16 protein-coding genes and 1 pseudogene are annotated in these 16810 nt (G+C 70.9%); 10 read left to right on the plus strand and 7 right to left on the minus strand.

What is annotated here, in order from left to right:
* Positions 1-253, minus strand: a pseudogene (locus ACWEN6_RS05405) (serine/threonine-protein kinase); the annotation flags it as partial.
* 186 nt (positions 254-439) lie between these two features.
* On the opposite strand from ACWEN6_RS05405, the gene ACWEN6_RS05410 reads away from it, so the two are divergent.
* Positions 440-1909 carry an AAA family ATPase gene (locus ACWEN6_RS05410; protein WP_354916837.1) on the plus strand — a complete coding sequence of 490 codons (1470 nt, stop codon included), beginning with the start codon at positions 440-442 and terminating at the stop codon, positions 1907-1909.
* Positions 1910-1962: 53 nt separating this feature from the next.
* On the opposite strand, the gene ACWEN6_RS05415 is transcribed toward ACWEN6_RS05410, so the two are convergent.
* Positions 1963-3126 carry a methyltransferase gene (locus ACWEN6_RS05415; RefSeq protein ID WP_452569090.1) on the minus strand — a complete coding sequence of 388 codons (1164 nt, stop codon included), beginning with the start codon at positions 3124-3126 and terminating at the stop codon, positions 1963-1965.
* A gap of 49 nt (positions 3127-3175) precedes the next feature.
* Positions 3176-3631, minus strand: a complete 456-nt coding sequence (locus tag ACWEN6_RS05420; protein ID WP_452569091.1) for an Lrp/AsnC family transcriptional regulator — start codon at positions 3629-3631, stop codon at positions 3176-3178.
* A 117-nt stretch (positions 3632-3748) separates the two neighbouring features.
* Between ACWEN6_RS05420 and ACWEN6_RS05425 the strand changes: the two genes are divergently transcribed.
* Positions 3749-4669, plus strand: coding sequence for an SMP-30/gluconolactonase/LRE family protein (locus tag ACWEN6_RS05425; RefSeq protein ID WP_452569092.1), 921 nt, complete (start codon positions 3749-3751; stop codon positions 4667-4669).
* Positions 4670-4757: 88 nt separating this feature from the next.
* Here ACWEN6_RS05425 and ACWEN6_RS05430 read toward each other — a convergent pair whose 3' ends face one another.
* Positions 4758-6350 carry a flavin monoamine oxidase family protein gene (locus ACWEN6_RS05430; protein WP_452569093.1) on the minus strand — a complete coding sequence of 531 codons (1593 nt, stop codon included), beginning with the start codon at positions 6348-6350 and terminating at the stop codon, positions 4758-4760.
* 271 nt (positions 6351-6621) lie between these two features.
* On the opposite strand from ACWEN6_RS05430, the gene ACWEN6_RS05435 reads away from it, so the two are divergent.
* Complete coding sequence (locus ACWEN6_RS05435) at positions 6622-7200, plus strand: maltokinase N-terminal cap-like domain-containing protein (protein WP_452569094.1); 579 nt, start codon at positions 6622-6624, stop codon at positions 7198-7200.
* 331 nt (positions 7201-7531) lie between these two features.
* On the opposite strand, the gene ACWEN6_RS05440 is transcribed toward ACWEN6_RS05435, so the two are convergent.
* Positions 7532-8353, minus strand: a complete 822-nt coding sequence (locus tag ACWEN6_RS05440) for a class I SAM-dependent methyltransferase (RefSeq protein ID WP_452569095.1) — start codon at positions 8351-8353, stop codon at positions 7532-7534.
* A gap of 290 nt (positions 8354-8643) precedes the next feature.
* Here ACWEN6_RS05440 and ACWEN6_RS05445 point away from each other — a divergent pair, with 290 nt between their 5' ends.
* From ACWEN6_RS05445 to glnII, 7 genes are all read left to right on the plus strand, one after another.
* Positions 8644-9108, plus strand: a complete 465-nt coding sequence (locus ACWEN6_RS05445) for a VOC family protein (protein ID WP_452569096.1) — start codon at positions 8644-8646, stop codon at positions 9106-9108.
* Positions 9109-9584: 476 nt separating this feature from the next.
* Positions 9585-10181: a DUF6230 family protein gene (locus ACWEN6_RS05450; protein WP_452569097.1), complete on the plus strand. Its 597-nt coding sequence runs from the start codon at positions 9585-9587 to the stop codon at positions 10179-10181.
* Between the two features lie 134 nt (positions 10182-10315).
* Positions 10316-10738 (plus strand): DUF6114 domain-containing protein, encoded by a 423-nt coding sequence (locus ACWEN6_RS05455; protein ID WP_452569098.1) that lies wholly within the window; start codon positions 10316-10318, stop codon positions 10736-10738.
* A gap of 78 nt (positions 10739-10816) precedes the next feature.
* On the plus strand, positions 10817-11830 hold the full coding sequence (locus ACWEN6_RS05460; protein ID WP_452569099.1) for a DNA polymerase ligase N-terminal domain-containing protein: 1014 nt from the start codon (positions 10817-10819) through the stop codon (positions 11828-11830).
* Positions 11831-12157: 327 nt separating this feature from the next.
* The gene (locus ACWEN6_RS05465) at positions 12158-13255 is read left to right on the plus strand and encodes an ABC transporter ATP-binding protein (protein ID WP_452569100.1); all 1098 of its coding nucleotides are present in this window, start codon (positions 12158-12160) and stop codon (positions 13253-13255) included.
* Complete coding sequence (locus tag ACWEN6_RS05470) at positions 13252-14031, plus strand: ABC transporter permease (RefSeq protein ID WP_452569101.1); 780 nt, start codon at positions 13252-13254, stop codon at positions 14029-14031. Before ACWEN6_RS05465 ends, ACWEN6_RS05470 begins: the two co-directional genes overlap by 4 nt.
* A gap of 316 nt (positions 14032-14347) precedes the next feature.
* Positions 14348-15361 (plus strand): glutamine synthetase, encoded by a 1014-nt coding sequence (gene glnII, locus ACWEN6_RS05475; protein WP_452569102.1) that lies wholly within the window; start codon positions 14348-14350, stop codon positions 15359-15361.
* Between the two features lie 60 nt (positions 15362-15421).
* Here the strand turns inward: glnII and ACWEN6_RS05480 are convergent, their stop codons facing one another.
* Positions 15422-16081, minus strand: a complete 660-nt coding sequence (locus tag ACWEN6_RS05480; protein WP_380824702.1) for an ATP-dependent Clp protease proteolytic subunit — start codon at positions 16079-16081, stop codon at positions 15422-15424.
* Between the two features lie 25 nt (positions 16082-16106).
* Entirely contained in the window at positions 16107-16769 is a 663-nt protein-coding gene (locus tag ACWEN6_RS05485) for an ATP-dependent Clp protease proteolytic subunit (protein ID WP_452569103.1), read from the minus strand.
* Between the last annotated feature and the right edge of the window lie 41 nt (positions 16770-16810).

Here is a 16810-nt window from a genome sequence, read left to right on the forward strand (position 1 = left end):
TGCCGACCTCGATGACCCGTGCCGTGGAGAAGGTCGCCACCCGCCGCGCCGTGGCCACCTCGCGCAGGAACCGGCGCTCCGCGTCCGGGTCCATCGCCTGGTAGGCGTGCAGAACCTTGATGGCGACCCGGTCCCCCGCGGACGACTCGGCCAGATACACCGTTCCCTGGCCACCCTGACCGATGCGGCCGAGCACCCTGTAGTCGCCGAACCGGCCCGGCTCACCGGTGCGTAACGGGGACAGGTCGGACATCCACTCCTCCAGCGTGTCGGTCCGACGATAGGGGATCGCGCGCTTCCCGCGCGAGGAATCGCCGACGCGCCGGGGGTACCGGCGCGATCGGCTTCGTGGGCTCACGCAAGCAGAGAGTGGCCCGTCGACACGCACCGTTTGTATAACCAGATCTATAATAGATGCAGTTATACATCGGAGGCGCGTGTGGACAAGCCCAGTGAGATCTTCGCTCGGGACTTCGAGTGGGCGGAGCTAAGCCGCTTCGCCACCTACGAGGCCCCCCAGGCGACCCTGGGTGTGGTCTCCGGGCGTCGCCGCCAGGGCAAGACCTTCCTGCTCGACGCGCTCACGACCGCGACCGGCGGCTTCATGTTCACTGGCACCGAGACCACCGAAGCCGACGCGCTGCGGCAGTTCGGCGACGCACTCGCCGCGTACGTCGGCGAGCCCCATCCGTTCCGCTTCGCCACCTGGGACGAGGCCATCACCCGGCTCCTGCGCATCGCCACCGCCGGTCCCACGGTCGCGGTCATCGACGAGTTCCCGTTCCTCGCCAAGGCCTCTCCCGCCCTGCCCTCCATCATCCAGCGCGCGCTGGACCCGACCGCCCAGCGCGGCAACACTCCCGTCCGCCTGCTGCTGTGCGGGTCCGCCCTGTCGTTCATGGGACGCATCTTGTCGGGGAACGCTCCGCTGCGCGGCCGTGCCGGACTGGAACTGGTCGTGCCCACCCTCGACTTCCGTCTCGCCGCCCGGTTCTGGGACATCGCCGACCCGCGCACCGCCGCGCTGACCAACGCCGTCGTGGGTGGCACCCCCGCCTACCGTCGGGAGTTCACCCAGGGTGACACGCCCGCCGGCGCGGACGACTTCGACTCCTGGATCGTCCGCGCGGTCCTCAACCCCGGCCGCCCGCTCTTCCGCGAAGGCCGCTATCTGCTCGCCGAAGAACCCGAGCTGCACGACACCGCCCTATACCACTCTGTGCTGGCCGCGATCGCCGACGGCAATCACAACCGCGGCGGCATCGCCTCCTATCTCGGCCGCAAGTCGACCGACCTGGCCCACCCGCTCACCATCCTCCAGGACGTCGGCATGATCACGCACGAGCGGGATGCCTTCCGCGGCAACCGCTCCACCTACCAGATCGCCGAACCTCTTCTCGCCTTCTACCACGCGGTCATGCGATCCGCTTGGGGGGAACTGGAACGGCCCGGCCGCGCGCCGGACGTATGGCGTCGCCTCCAGCCGACCTTTCGCAGCAAGGTCGTCGGACCGCACTTCGAGCGCATCTGCCGCGAGTGGACCCGCTGGTACTGCCGCCCCGAGACCATTGGCGGTTTTCCCTCGACGGTGGCCGCCGGCACCGTTCCCGACGCGACCGACCGGACCGCTCACGAGGTCGATGTCGCGGCCTTCGGCCATGATGAGGCCGGTCGCGAGCGGCTCCTGGCCATCGGCGAATGTAAATGGAACGACATCATGGGCGTGGGACACCTGCGCCGGCTCGGCCGGATCCGCGACCTGCTCCGCGCCCGCGAAGGCGTCGACGCCGAGCGCACACGCCTGCTCCTGTTCAGTGGCACCGGCTTCAGCGACGACCTGCGCACCCTGGCCCGGCGTGATTCCGCCGTCCAACTCGTCGACCTGGACCGCCTCTACACCGGCGCATGAATGCGCTCAGGGGCGACCAGCCCTGATGGAGTGCCCAGATGCCGGTGGCGGCGTCAGTGCTTGACGGCTCGGAGGACGACGAACCTGGGGTCGCTCGCGGCGACGTCGCAGTTGCCGAAGAGCCGGCGCAACTTGGCGTGGTAGCCGAGATGCCGGTTGCCCACCACCCACAGCTCACCGCCGCGGCGGAGCGCCGCGCGTGACCCGTTGAACATCCGCCAGGCCGTCTCGTCGGTCGTCGTACGGTGGGCGTGGAACGGCGGGTTGTTCAGCACCAGGTCCACCGTGCCGGCGGGGACGCCGGACATGCCGTCGGCGGCGAGGAACCGTGCGGTGGTGCTCGCGTCCGCGTTGTCGATGTGCGCCCGGAAGGTCGTCTCCGCCGACGCCAGCGCCTGGTAGGACTCGTCGATGAACGTCACCTGGGCCTCGCCGTTGCCCAGCGCGGCGGCGAGCCCGACGACCCCGTTGCCGCAGCCCAGGTCCACGACGTGCTCGGGGCCGCGGCGCGACGGCAGGTGCTGGAGGAAGAAGCGGGTGCCGACGTCGAGGCGGTCGGCGCAGAAGATCCCCGCGTGGTTGGTGACGGTCAGGCCCGACACCGCGCCGATGCCGGCGGGCAGCGCGTAGCTTCGCGGCCACGGGTTCTCGCCCCGGGACAGCCCCGGATCGGGCGCGCAGAAGATGAGCCGCGCCTTCTTCACGGCCAGCGACGTCCTGGTCGGCCCGAGGATGCGTTCGAACAGCCTCAACGTCGAGGTGTGGATCTCGGTCACCATCCCCGCGCCGACGACCACGGTGCCCGCGTGCACGTGCGGGGCCAGGCGGTGCAGCTGGTCCTCAAGGAGGGCGAGGCTCTTCGGCACCCGGACGAGCAGCACGTCGATGCGGTCCGGCGGCGGGTCCTGGGTCGTGGCCAGTCGCACGGCGTCCGCCGCGACCCCGTTGCGCTCGATGTTCGCCTGGGTCGCTTGCTGGGTGAGGTAGGAGTCGGTGATCTGCACGGGACGGTGATCGGCGAGCGCCGTGACCAGGGCGCCCCACCGGTCGTTCAGCACCACCACGGTGCCCGACAGGTCCGTCGGGGCGCCGTCGATCCCCTCGAGCTCCCGCAGGAGATACTCGTCGGCGGCGTCCCAGGCGCGAAGCGGGTCACGGGGACTCTCGGGGAAGCGGGTGAGGTCGAACCCACCTCTCGACGTCGTCAAACGGTTCATCACGCCCCAGGTTAGCGACCCGCCGCCACCCCGGTCGCATCCCGTCCGCTCACCGTGGCATGTCCGGGGCGGGGACGTGGAGGGGGCGTTCGAAGAAGGTCTCCAGGGCGACGATGGTCTGGGTTCTGGCCACGCCGTCGACCTCGAAGAGTCTGCGCAGGACGTCCTGGAGGTCCTGCGTGGTCGCGACCCTGATCTTGAGGAGGAGGGACGCGGGGCCGGCGATGACGTGGGCCTCCTCCACCTCGGGGATGGCGCTGAGCGCCTGGCGGGTGTCGCCCATCCACGTGGTGCCGTCGACCAGCACGTACGCCAGGACGCCCCGGCCGGCGGCCACGGGATCGACGTCCACCGTCGTACGCCGGATGACGCCGCGTTCGCGCAGTTTGCGGACGCGCTCGTGGGCGGCACCGCTGGACAGGCCCACGGCCGCGCCCAGCGCGGCGTAGGAGCGGGTGGCGTCCTGCTGGAGAAGGCCGATCAGCGCCCTGTCGATGTCGTCCATGAGGGGACGTTATCACCCGACTCCCGAACGACATCTTGTGTCTATGCAGGTCCATGAGACGAGATATCGATATAAGGCTGATTGACGATATGGCGTTCGGTAGGATTTGCTGGGGTCATGACGGAGACCATTCCCACCGAGCTGGAGGAGCTGGACGAGCGGTTCGCCACGGTCGGGGGCGACGAGCGCGTCGAGCGCATCTACCAGGGCTGCCGGTGGGCCGAAGGGCCGGTGTACGTGCCGGCGGGGCGTTATCTGCTGTGGAGCGACATCCCCAACGACCGCATGCTGCGCTGGGACGAGTTGACCGGCGCCGTGGGGCCGTTCCGGACGCCGGCCGGGTACACCAACGGGCACACCCTGGACGCCCAGGGGCGGCTCATCTCCTGCGAGCAGGGGCAACGGCGGGTGACCCGCACCGAGCACGACGGCTCGGTCACCACCATCGCCGACCGGTGGGAGGGCAAGCGGTTCAACAGCCCGAACGACGTGGTGGTGAAGTCCGACGGGTCCATCTGGTTCACCGACCCCTCCTACGGGATCACCAGCGACTACGAGGGTCACCGGGCCGACAGCGAGATCGGGGCCGACCAGGTGTACCGCGCCGACCCGGTCACGGGCGAGGTGCGGGTGGTGGCGGACGACTTCGTCCGGCCCAACGGGCTGGCGTTCTCGCTCGACGAGCGACTGCTGTACGTCGTGGACACCCGCCGCAGGCACCTGCGGGTCTTCGACGTGCACGACGACGGCACGCTGACCGGCGGGAAGGTGCTCGCCGAGTGCACGGCCGGCTCGTTCGACGGCATCCGGCTGGACGACACCGGCCGCATCTGGGCGGCGACCCACGAAGGGGTGCACTGCTTCGCCTCCGACGGCACGCTCATCGGGAAGCTGCGCCTGCCGGAGAAGACCTCCAACCTGGTCTTCGGCGGGCTCAAGCGCAACTGGCTGTTCATGACCGCCTCGACGTCGGTGTACGCCATCATGCTCAACGTCCGCGGAGCCCGCCCCGTCCACGCCGCACCGGCCGGCGGGTGATCTACGCCTGAGGGTCCCGCGTCCATCGCCGTCGGCGGACCGCGAAAGCGCCCGGGACAGGGAGGGTCGCCCCGGGCGCCGTGGTCGGTCAGTGGGCGAGGACGCGCTGGTGGAGGTCGGTTACGGTCTTTCTGGCCGACTCCAGGGCGCCGGCCTGCCAGGCGATGAGGTAGCTGAGCCAGTCGCCCGCGAAGTGGACGTGGCCGGCCGGCCTGTTGAGAAGCTGGTAGCCGCCAGTGCGGGACGGCCAGCCGACCCAGGCGCCCTCGATGAACGGCTGACGCTTCCACGACACCGAGACCGAGGTGACCAACTCGTCGCGGTACTTGGCGCCGTGGATCTTCATGCCCTGTTCGATGGCCCGTTTCTCCCGTTCGGCGTGCGGGAGCGCGGCGTAGGCGTCCTGGTTGGCGCCGTTGTTGTAGTAGCCGATGACCAGGCCGCGCCGCTTGCCGTACCCGTAGGAGGGGTACCAGACGACCGACAGGTCGAGGTCGGTGTTGGTGATGCCGCCGTAGATGTTGTCGTCGATCTCCCACCAGCGGCGGCGGTACTCCAGGCCGATCTTGCCGGAGGAGGTGACGGTCGGCGTCGCGAGGGCGGCCTGGACGTCCGGGCCGAGGTTGTGCGGGGTCCTGGCGAGCAGGTGCGGCGGCATGGCGGCCACGCAGAAGTCGCCCTTGACGGTGCGGACCCTGCCGTTCTTGTCCTGGTACTCGATCTCGACGCCGTTCGGCAGGTCGGTGATCTTGGTGACCTTCGACCGCAGCCAGATCTTGTGCCTGCCGATGGCCTCGGCGAACGCCTTGGGGATGGCGTCCATGCCGCCGACCGGCTGGAACATCAGCATGGCCTGGTCGTAGCCGAGCTCAAAGGAGAAGCGCTGGCCGACGCCGCTGGCGAGCACGTCCGACAGGGACGGGACGGGGCCGAGGGGGACGCCCGGCTGCTCCCCCGCGCCGGGGTCGGTGCTGTACCCGCGGCGGTCGCCGCTGCCGGTGTAGGCGTACCCGTCGGCCTTGGTGCCGATCGCGCCGAAGCCGCGCAGGAAGGTGAGGAGCCGGTCCTTGTCCTGCGCGGTCAGCTTGGCGTCGAGCGCGCCGCCGTCGGTGGCGGTGGCGAGCAGTTCGGAGATGTAGCCGTAGACGTCCGCCTTCGCGGTGCGCCAGGTGACCGGGGCGGTCATCCCTGCCGAGGCGTTGAAGATGTAGGTCTGCGCGTTGGAGTTGGTGAACACTTCCAGGTCGACGCCCAGCTCGCGGCAGTAGTCCATGGTGACCATCCACTGCGCGAGCCGCGCCGGGCCGGCGTTCATGTAGATGCCATCGGAGAAGCGGGCGATCTGGGTAGACCCGTCGAGCTCGGTGATCCGGTCGCCTCCCCTGATGGTCCAGTTGCGGCCGCCGACCCGGTCGAGCGCTTCCAGGACGGTGCAGTCGTATCCCGCCTTGCCCAGTTCGTAGGCGGTGGCGAGGCCGGCGACGCCCGCGCCGAGGACGATCACCTTCTTCGCCCCTCTGCCGGTGAGGGTGAAGTCGGACGGCCGGGGTGGGTCGAACCGGGTGCGGCTCGCCGCCTCGGCCGTGGGCGCGAGTCCGAGCGCGCCCATCGTGGCCAGAAGTGCGCCGGCGCCGCCCGAGGCACCGACGGCGGTGAGGAATCCACGCCTGCTGTAGTCCACAGACACCTCCAAGATCTCTGGAGGCAAGTGTGAGCGTGATCTATTGCCATGATCCGACGATCACGTTTCGTCCGCATTTCTCCGCATACTGGCGGTTTGTCACGGCGTGCCGCCTCGGGGAGAGGGTCACTGGCCGGTGCGCCATGGGCGCCGGCCCGGATTGCTCCGCCAATGACACCCGGATACCGAAAGGTGCTGGAATAGGGAGCGTTTCGAAGGGGCGCCCTCCCGTTGGAGGACGGGCCCACACCCTGCGCGTGAGGAAGTACGCATGGCCTTCATCCACCACACCACCATGACGCCCACCAAGCTGGAGTTGCTCGCCGACTGGTTGCCGAAGCAGAGCTGGTACGTGGGCGAGACGGGAACGCCGGAATTGGTCAGGGCCGGCGGATTCCGCCTGGACGATCCGGAGGGCGCGGTCGGCATCGAGTTCATGGTCGTGGTGGACGCCACCGCGCAGGAGCCGACCGCGTATCTGGTGCCGATGGGATACCGTGACGCGGCGCTGGAGGAGGCTCCCGGCGAGGCGCTGATCGGCACCTCCGAGCACGGGGTCCTCGGCACCCGGTGGATCTACGACGGCGTCCACGACCCGGTGGTGATGGCGCGGTTGCGTGCCCTGCTGCGCGGCGAGGCGATCCCGCAGCACCAGAGCCAGAGCGACACCCCGGACCCGACCGTCACCGTGCACGCGACCGCCCCCGGCAATGGGGGCGAGGTTCGGGTCAACCGCGTTCTGCGGCCGGCGGATGCCGCGCAGAGCCTGCCCGGACACCTCGTCGCCGGGTGGACCTGGCCGGACGGGACGACCGCACGGGCAGTACTCGCGACCGTCGCGCCACTGTAGGAGGTCACGCGGACCACCCGCCTGACGTGAAGCCGGCGAGCAAGCGCGGCCGACCGGACATGCGGGCCGGCGGTGCCTTCGATGCGATGCGGCCACCGGGTCCGCCGCGTCGGGGCGCAAGGTTGCTCGACGTACGGCGGCGCCGCCATCTCCGTACACCTTCCCACCGACCCGGCGCCGTCCAGTGAGCACCCCGAGCGGAAGAACCCCTCCACAGCCGGTGGCGGCGGACCGTGACAGCCCAACCGGTCACAGGCCAGCCGGTCACAGCCCGACCGGTGACGGGACGGCCGGTGGTGGGTCAGCGGGTGGCGGGACGGCCGGTGGTGGGTCAGCGGGTGGCGGAGGTGAGGAGGGCGGCGGCGGGGAGGGTGACGCGGCCGTCGTCGGTGAGGTGGGGGGCGAGGATGGCGTGGTAGGCGGCTTTCACGCGTTCGATGGTGGCCGGGTTCTGCCGGGCGATCACGGCTGCGGTGCGGGCGGTTCCGTTGAGGATGGCGGTCCACCACTCCTCCGGGTCGACCGTGTGCTCCCATTCCAGGGTCCGCGCGCGCACCTCGGTGTACCCGGCGTCCTCCAGCAGACCGGCGAACGACTCCGGGGTGCCGTACGCCTGGAAGGGGGACTTCTCGGGGACGTCGGCGGGCCGGGGCACCCCCACCGCGGCGACCGCCTCGTCGAAGACGACGATGGCGCGCATCCTCGGGTAGTACCAGGAGGTCAGCGCCACCCTGCCGCCCGGGCGGACGACGCGGCGCAGTTCGCGTACGGCGGCGCGCGGGTCGCCGACGTGGTTGATGACGAGGTTGCCGACGGCGGCGTCGAACTCTTCGTCCCCGAACGGCAGGACGGGCAGGATCGCTTGCTCGACCCGCACGCCGGGCAGGCGCCGCGCGGTGGCCGCGACCATCTCGGGCTCGGCGTCCGCGGCCGTCACCTCCGCTCCCCGGGCCAGCGCCGCCGCGCTCACCCCGCCGGGGCCGCAGCCGACGTCCAGGACGCGGCTGCCGAGGCCGACCCGCGCCTCGTCCAGCAGCGGCTCGATCAGGTGGGCGGTCAGCGGCGCGATGCCCTGCTTGTACGCCTCACTGCGGCCACGCCAGCCGGCCCGCTCGAAGGCGTCGAAGTCGACGGCGAACTGCTCTCGTCTCATACTCCTCAGTATCGCCCAGCCACGTCGGGGGCGGCTTCCGTGAGCATGCGCGTCACTCCTGGGCGGTGCGGCGTTCCGGTGCGGTGTCCGCGAACGTTCACCGGCTCGGGCGCCGTAGCGGGCGCCGGCATCGCCGTACCACGACCCGCCGACCCGGCGCCGGCCACCTCCAGCACATGGCCGGGTGGAGAGCCGCGCCGGTGAACGTGTGTGGTCACCGCACTCGACGGAACGGCTGGCGCCGTCGCCCATGATGATTTGCTCGACGACATGACGAAAGGCCGATCACGATGACCGAAACCCATGACGCGAAGGCCGAGTCCGGAGAGAGCGCCGAGGACGCCGCGGTGGGGGGCGTCACGCTGCCCGTGCGTCCTGGGGCGTATCTGCTCGAACTGGTACCGGTGCCCGTCTCCGACATCGACCGGGCAAAGGCGTTCTACGCCGACAAGCTCGGCTTCGCCGTGGACGTCGACGTCCGGCCGGCGGAGGGGGTGCGGGTCGTCCAGCTGACCCCGCCGGGCTCCGCCTGCTCGATCACCCTCACCGAGGGCCTTCCGCAGGCCGACATGCCGGCCGGCTCGCTGCGCGCCCTGCACCTGGTGGTGAGCGACATCGAGCAGGCGCGCGCGGAGCTCGTCGCGCGCGGCGCGGAGGTGGGCCCCGTCGAGGACATGGGCGGCGTCTACTACGCCTTCTTCGCCGACCCGGACGGCAACACCTGGACGCTCCAGCACATGCCGTGGCGTACCTGACAAGGCCGCCGGTACCGAGCGCGCCAACCCGGATGGCGTAGCGCGGGAGAACATAGAGACCCGGTGCGGCGTGCCGACCGGACGGTGCAGCGCGGGGCCAGTGGAGCCCGGTGAAGCGAGGTGAAGCGGGGTGAACCGGACGGCGGAGTGTGGGTGCGGTGGGGATCCGGTGGGGGGTGGCGGCGGTCTGGTTGTCGGGCGGCTTGCTGGGGGGCGGGGGTCTCCGGGGCGGCCCTTGGGGCGCCGGGGCGGCCCTTGGGGCGCCGGGGCGCGTCAGGGGTAGCCCTGGGGCCTGTCAAGATCCTTTCTTTCCGGGCCCATTTCTCGGCCACCGGCCGCTGATCAGCGCAAACGTACGACGATATCCGGCGTGGCCGGTTGATCGGAGGAGCGGCTGATCCTCATGCTCGCCTGGTAGCCGTGCGGATCGTCACGGCAGGTGTCCGTCCAGCTTGCCGGTGACATGGAGTGTGGCCATGCGTGAACAGGGTCGCGTACGGTGGAAGCGCTTCGCGATGATCTTCACCCCCGCGACGGCCGCGGCGGCGATGCTGGTCGGCGCCACCGTGCAGGGCGCCGTCGGCGCGTCGTTCGTCGTCGCCGGGACGCCGATCAAGTCGTCGGCCGACCTGGTCAAGGCGTTCGGGGACGAGGAGTTCGGCGGCTTCGTGGAGACCAAGGACGGGCAGAAGATCCCCGTCTACATCGTCGCCAGCGGGCGCCTCGAGACCTTCAACCTGTGCCAGAGCTACCTGCTGAACACCCCGATCGGGCCGGTGACCGTGCGCACCACCGCCGGGAACGACGGACGGCCGGTCGTCGCCATCCGCCAGGTCCTCAAGGCGACGATGATCTCCGGCGATGTCACCTACACCGGCATCGAACTCGGCCGTGACGCCAGCACGCTGGACCAGATCCCCGGCATCACCGGCCCGCCCGGGACGCCCGGCGTGCAGGCGCCGAAGGTCGTCTCGCGCAACAGCCGGCAGGTGTTCCTGGCGCTCAGCGCCGCACGGCTCGAGTTGCCGAATCTGACGCTCCGAATCCTGCTGGGCGACCACGAGTGCTTCTGACGACCGATGACCGCCACCCCCTGCCCGAGCGCCCGGGCCCGCACCGGACGCCCGGCGTGAACGACGCTCCCCCCGTGGACGACGCTCCCGATCCTCCCGCCGCGCCCGCCGCACGGCCGCGAGGGCGGGCGGCGATGAGAGCGTGGCGGCGTTCGCGGCCGTTCTGGGGCGGCCTGCTCACCCTGCTGGCGGGGGTGGAACTCATCAGCCTGCCCTTCTCGCTGGACGCGCTGCCGCTGATCGTCCACTCGGTGGAGGCGGGGCTGGCGTACCTGCTCTCGATCACGATGATCGCCCTCGGCGTGCTGATCGTCTTCCAGCCGGCGCAGCGCGTGTTCCTGGGCGTCGTGGCGATCCTGCTGTCGATCGCCTCGGTCGTCTACGTCAACGTCGGCGGCTTCCTGCTGGGGATGGTCCTCGGGCTGCTCGGGGGCGCGCTGACCGCCGCCTGGACCCCCGTCCCGCAGGACCCGGCCGGCGCCGTCCCGCAGGACCCCGCCGGCGGCCCCGACGTCCCGGAGCCGCGGCCGGAACCGGCGGCCGAGGTCGGGGACTGACCCGCGCGGCGATGCGGAACAGACGCCCGGACAGGCGATGCGGGGTGCGCGCCGCCCGAGTGTGGGTAATAACCGGCAATGCCGGCCGACAAGCTCGACACCTACCGGAGCAAGCGCGACGCCGCCCGCACCCCCGAACCCGTCCCCGAGCCCGGGCCGCCGCCCACCGGGAACGACGACACCTTCGTCATCCAGGAGCACCACGCCCGCCGGCTGCACTGGGACCTGCGGCTTGAGCGCGATGGCGTGCTGGTGTCGTGGGCGATCCCGAAGTGCCTGCCGCTGGACCGCACGCCGAACCACCTGGCCGTGCACACCGAGGACCACCCGCTGGAGTACGCGACGTTCGAGGGGGAGATCGCCGCGGGCGAGTACGGCGGCGGGCTGATGCTCATCTGGGATCGGGGCACCTACGAGACCGAGAAGTGGACCGACCGCGAGATCAAGTTCGTGCTGCACGGCGCACGGTCCTCGGGCCGGTACGTGCTGTTCCCGACCGACGGCAAGAACTGGATGATCCACCGGATGGACCCGCCGCCGCGGGAGGGGCCGCCGCCCGCCGACGGCCTGCGTCCCATGCTCGCGGAGGACCGCAAGCGGCCACCCCGCGACCAGGAGGCGTACGGCTTCGAGTTCGACCTCGGCGGCACCCGCGCCCTGGCGATCCTGGGCGAGGGCAAGGCGCGCTTCATCGGCGCGGACGGCGCGCCGCTCACCCCGGAGACCACTCCCGGCCTGGAGGAGCTCGCCGGTCTGGGCAAGGCCGCCTGGGGCCTGCCCGCCGTGCTGGACGGCCGGATCGCCGAGGTCGGCGGCACCGTGATCTACATGATCTTCGACGTGCTGCGGCTGAACACCGGCGACCTGCTCGGCAGGCCCTACCGCGACCGGCGCAGGACGCTGGACCACCTGTCCCTGCGCGACCGCCACTGGCAGCCGACCCCGTGGTTCCCCGGCGACGGCAAGGCCGTGCTGAAGGTGGCCAGGGACCAGGGCATCCCGGCCGTCCTCGCCAAGCGCCTCGACAGCCCCTACCTGCCCGGCGCCCGCTCCCCGTACTGGCTCCGCGTCCCCCTGGAAACCGGCGGCTGACGGCGCCCCCGGACGTCCGTACCGGCCGGACGCGCCGGCCGGACGCGCCGGCGGGCGGGCAGCCCTCCAATCTTTTTTCGCCTTTTCCCTTTCCCGCCGCGAAAGAGCAGGTCAGAGGGATCCACAGCGGAAGAATTCGCCACCGCGACGGCCTTTCCCAGAATGGCGGTGAAAGGCGTTCCCGCAGGTGGCGGCCGTATGTGAATGCGACGTTCACGTTTGCCAGTTCCGGCCGGGCCGGTCGAAGATGAATCATCACCGAAACACCCCCGGCGGGGGTTCTCTCGCCATGCCCGTGAACGCCCGCAACCCCTTGAGGAGGGGACGATGATCCATGCCCGAGGACTGACCCGGCGGTTCACGGTGCGACGCCGTGCCGTCGAGGCCGTCCGCGGTATCGACCTCGACGTGGAGCCCGGACAGCTGGTGGCCTTCCTCGGCCCGAACGGCGCCGGAAAGTCCACCAGCCTGCGCATGCTGACCACCTTGCTGCCCCCGACCTCGGGGACCGCGACCGTCGCCGGCCGCGACGTGGTGTCCGACCCCGCCGGGGTGCGCGCCCGCATCGGGTACGTGGGGCAGAAGAACAGCGCCGGCGAGAGCTTCCGCGTCCGCGACGAGCTGGTCACGCAGGGACGCTGCTACGGCCTGCCCGTGCCGGTGGCGCGGCGGCGGGCCGACGAGGTGCTCGGGATGCTGGAGCTCGAGGCGCTGGCCGACCGCCGGCCGGGCACCCTGTCCGGCGGGCAGCGCCGCCGTCTGGACATCGCCCTCGGGCTGGTCCACCGGCCCGAGCTGCTCTTCATGGACGAGCCGACGACCGGGCTCGACCCGCGCGGGCGCGCCGACATCTGGGGGCACATCCTGCGCCTGCGCGCCGAGCACGGCACGACGCTGTTCATGAGCACCCACTACCTGGAGGAGGCCGACAGCATGGCCGAGCGGGTGGTGATCATCGACCGTGGCCGGATCATCGCCGACGGGACGGCGGAGAACCTCAAGAGCGACCTGGCCGGCGACCGCATCACCGTGACCGCCGCGACCGAGCAGGACGCCGCGCGGGCCGCGGTCACCGCCGGGCGCGTCGCCGGCCCCGAGGGGGTCGGCGTGTCCGGGACGGCCGTCGAGATGCGGGTGCCGCACGCCGCAGCGGTGCTGCCGGCGTACCTGCGGACGCTGGAGGAGGCGGGCGTGCGAGTGGCCGCCGCCGAGACGGCCCGGCCCACGCTCGACGACGTGTTCCTCGCGCTCACCGGGCGCACCCTGCTCGAGAGCGACGATGCCGGCCACGGCCCCCCGGCGGGGCCGGACGGGTCGGCCGATCAGGACGGCCCGAAGGACCAGCAGGACCATCAGCACCAGAACGGGCGCGACGGCCGGGACGGGCGCGACGGCCGGGACGGCCGGAAGGAGGGATGGGCATGAGCCGGCGCTTCTTCCAGGACACCCGGACGGTCTTCGTCCGGGAGATCGTCCCCGCGCTGCGCGAACCGTACAGCACGGTCTTCGCCATGGCGCAGCCGCTGCTCCTGCTGTTCCTGTTCGGCCCGCTGCTCGCGGGCACGACGGGCCAGGGCGGGTGGGCCGGAGCCGAAGGGGCGACCTCGCCGTGGCAGTGGTTCGTGCCCGGGACGCTCATCATGATGTGCCTGTCCGGGCCGATGCTGGCCGGGTACTCGCTGCTCATAGAGCTGCTGGGCGGCTCGATGGAGCGGATGCTGGTCACCCCGCTCGACCGCGCGTCGATGCTGGTCGGGCGCATCCTGAAGGAGTTCGTGATCCTGCTGGCCCAGGCGGCGGTGCTCATCGGCCTCGCGGTGCCGCTCGGCCTGCGGCTGCCCGTGGCGGGCGTGCTGGCCGCACTGGCGCTGCTGATCGTGTTCGGCACGGGGCTGGGCGCGCTGTCGTTCGTGCTGGCGATCGCCTCCCAGCCCAGCGGGCAGCTGTTCTGGGCGGTCACGCAGGTGGTGGCGTTCCCGCTCATGTTGCTGTCGGGCGTGCTGCTGCCGATCGACCGGGGGCCGGCCTGGCTGCGGACGGCCGCCGCGCTGAACCCGGTGACCTACGTCGTCGAGGCGGAACGGGCGCTGTTCGCGGGACGGTTCGCCGACCTGTCGGTGCTGTACGGGGTGGCCGCCGCGGCCGCCGTCGCCGCGATCGGCCTGACATGGGGCACCCGCGCCATGCGACGCGGGGTGTGAGAGGTAGAGTCGCGAGTGTTCGACTGGACACGGGGCCGCGCCGGTTCAACCGGCTCCGCAGGGCCGAGTTCGACGCCCGCTTCCCCGGCCTGCTGACCCTCGTCCTGGCCGAGGATACGGCCCCGCCGACGGCGCCACAGGTCTAGACCTCTACACCTGATCAAGGCGCTGACCAGCGAGGACGTGTGAGCAACGCCACTGCTTCCCTGTGACCATTTCACACGGCGTTCATAAACGGGCAACAGCTTCGAAACGGCTGATTGGAAACCTCGGCGTTGCGGACACGAGAGGGGTCTGCCTTGCTGAAGGGATCGTCGTGACCTACAAGGCCGAGTACATCTGGATCGACGGCACCGAGCCGACCGCCCGGCTCAGGTCGAAGACCAGGATTCTTGCCGACGGAGCCGACCTGCCGATCTGGGGCTTCGACGGCTCCAGCACCAACCAGGCACCGGGCAAGGCGTCCGACTGCGTGCTCAAGCCGGTGTTCACCTGCCCGGACCCGATCCGGGGCGGCGACAACGTGCTCGTCCTGTGCGAGGTCCTGCTCACCGACATGACGCCGCACCCGACCAACACGCGGGCGCTGCTCACCCCGGTCGCCGAGCGCTTCGCCGACCAGGAGTCCTGGTTCGGCATCGAGCAGGAGTACACCTTCTTCAAGGACGGCCGCCCGCTCGGCTTCCCCGTCGGCGGGTTCCCCGCCCCGCAGGGCTTCTACTACTGCGGCGTCGGCGCCGACGAGGTGTACGGCCGCGACATCGTCGAGGCGCACCTCGACGCCTGCCTGACCGCGGGCCTGGCGATCTCCGGCATCAACGCCGAGGTCATGCCCGGCCAGTGGGAGTTCCAGGTCGGCCCGGCCGGGCCGGTCGAGGTGGCCGACCACCTCTGGATCGCCCGGTGGCTGCTCTACCGCATCGCCGAGAACTTCGAGGTGTCGGCCACGCTCGACCCCAAGCCGGTGCAGGGCGACTGGAACGGCGCCGGCGCGCACACCAACTTCTCCACCAAGGCCATGCGCGAGGGCTACGACGCCATCATCACCGCCTGCGAGGCCCTGGGCGAGAAGGCCCAGGAGCACATCACGGGCTACGGCTCGGGCATCGAGAAGCGGCTCACCGGCATGCACGAGACCGCCCCGTGGAGTGAGTTCAGCTACGGCGTCTCCGACCGCGGCGCCTCGGTGCGCATCCCGTGGCAGGTCGAGGTCGACAAGCACGGCTACATCGAGGACCGCCGCCCGAACGCCAACTGCGACCCGTACGTGGTCACCCGGCTGATCGTCGGCACCTGCTGCGAGGGCCTGGAGAAGGCCGGCCAGGTCTGACCCGGACGAACGGCGCCGCCCGCGGGGAGACGCATCCCCGCGGGCGGCGCCGTCGTCATGTCAGCGCACCAGGGCGGCGACGCGCTTGCGGTTGGCGAAGATGTCGTCGACCAGGCCGTACGCCCTGGCCTCCTCGGCGGTGAAGATCTTGTCGCGCTCGATGTCGGCGCGCACGCTCTCGGCCGTGCGGCCCGAGTGCCGGGCGAGGAGCTCCTCCTGCAGGGCGCGCATGCGGATGATCTCGCGGGCCTGGATCTCCATGTCGCTGGAGGGACCGAAGCTGCCCTCCATCGACGGCTGGTGGAGCAGGACGCGCGACTGCGGCAGCGCCGCCCGCTTGCCCGGGGCGCCGGCCGCCAGCAGCACGGCCGCGGCGGAGGCCGCCTGGCCGATGCAGACGGTCTGGACCTCGGGCCGGACGAACTGCATGGTGTCGTAGATCGCGGTCATGGCCGTGAACGACCCGCCCGGCGAGTTGATGTAGATGCTGATGTCGCGGTCGGGATCGAGCGACTCCAGCGTCAGCAACTGGGCCATCACGTCGTTGGCCGAGGTGTCGTCGATCTGCACGCCGAGGAAGATGATGCGGTCCTCGAACAGCTTGTTGTACGGGCTCATCTCCTTGACGCCGTAGGTCGTGCGCTCGGTGAAGGACGGCACGACGTACCTGGCGGCGATGGGCGCCACGCCGGCGGAGAGCTCGGGTCGGCGTTCTGACATGGGCTTGACCCCTCCTCGTCTCGGGTCAGGACACCGGGCCGGCGGAGGGCACCAGCGCGGCGCTGCCCACCACCTTGTCGATGAAGCCGTACTCGCGGGCCTCCTCGGCGGTGAACCAGCGGTCGTGGTCGGAGTCGCGCTCGATCTGGTCCACCGGCTGACCGGTGTGGAAGGCGATGCGCTCGGCCAGCAGCTTCTTGGTGTAGAGCATCTGCTCGGCCTGGATCTTGATGTCGGAGGCCGTGCCGCCGATGCCGCCCAGCGGCTGGTGCATCAGGATGCGGGTGTGCGGGAGCGCGTAACGCTTGCCCGCCGTTCCGGCGCAGAGCAGGAACTGCCCCATCGAGGCGGCGAGCCCCATCGCCACCGTGGAGATGTCATTAGGGACATATTGCATGATGTCGTAAATCGCCATTCCGGCGGAAACGGAGCCGCCGGGCGAGTTGATGTAGAGAAAGATATCCCGCTTGGCATCCTCGGCGGACAGCAGAAGAAGCTCGCCGCAGATTCTGTTGGCGATATCGTCGTCCACCTCCTTTCCGAGGAAGACGATGCGCTCGCGCAGCAGTCGCTGGCCCAGGACGTCGAGCACCCCCGGCGGGGGCACCTCGACCGGGTGCGAACCAACGACGCGGCCCGCGCGGGCGGACGCGAACGGATCAAAGGAATGAACGCCGGAGAACACCATTGCCACCTGCTCCTGAATCGGACGCGTGAACGCCGCGCCTT

The organism is Sphaerisporangium sp. NPDC004334, assembly GCF_053602655.1.

Bases quoted from the DNA above. Each gene is read 5' to 3' on its own strand.
- ACWEN6_RS05440 (WP_452569095.1), bottom strand. From the start codon at position 8,353: ATGAGACGAGAGCAGTTCGCCGTCGACTTCGACGCCTTCGAGCGGGCC.
- ACWEN6_RS05435 (WP_452569094.1), top strand. From the start codon at position 6,622: ATGGCCTTCATCCACCACACCACCATGACGCCCACCAAGCTGGAGTTG.
- ACWEN6_RS05425 (WP_452569092.1), top strand. From the start codon at position 3,749: ATGACGGAGACCATTCCCACCGAGCTGGAGGAGCTGGACGAGCGGTTC.
- ACWEN6_RS05460 (WP_452569099.1), top strand. From the start codon at position 10,817: ATGCCGGCCGACAAGCTCGACACCTACCGGAGCAAGCGCGACGCCGCC.
- ACWEN6_RS05420 (WP_452569091.1), bottom strand. From the start codon at position 3,631: ATGGACGACATCGACAGGGCGCTGATCGGCCTTCTCCAGCAGGACGCC.
- ACWEN6_RS05415 (WP_452569090.1), bottom strand. From the start codon at position 3,126: ATGAACCGTTTGACGACGTCGAGAGGTGGGTTCGACCTCACCCGCTTC.
- ACWEN6_RS05480 (WP_380824702.1), bottom strand. From the start codon at position 16,081: ATGTCAGAACGCCGACCCGAGCTCTCCGCCGGCGTGGCGCCCATCGCC.
- ACWEN6_RS05485 (WP_452569103.1), bottom strand. From the start codon at position 16,769: ATGGTGTTCTCCGGCGTTCATTCCTTTGATCCGTTCGCGTCCGCCCGC.
- ACWEN6_RS05470 (WP_452569101.1), top strand. From the start codon at position 13,252: ATGAGCCGGCGCTTCTTCCAGGACACCCGGACGGTCTTCGTCCGGGAG.
- ACWEN6_RS05450 (WP_452569097.1), top strand. From the start codon at position 9,585: ATGCGTGAACAGGGTCGCGTACGGTGGAAGCGCTTCGCGATGATCTTC.
- ACWEN6_RS05445 (WP_452569096.1), top strand. From the start codon at position 8,644: ATGACCGAAACCCATGACGCGAAGGCCGAGTCCGGAGAGAGCGCCGAG.
- ACWEN6_RS05465 (WP_452569100.1), top strand. From the start codon at position 12,158: ATGATCCATGCCCGAGGACTGACCCGGCGGTTCACGGTGCGACGCCGT.
- ACWEN6_RS05455 (WP_452569098.1), top strand. From the start codon at position 10,316: ATGAGAGCGTGGCGGCGTTCGCGGCCGTTCTGGGGCGGCCTGCTCACC.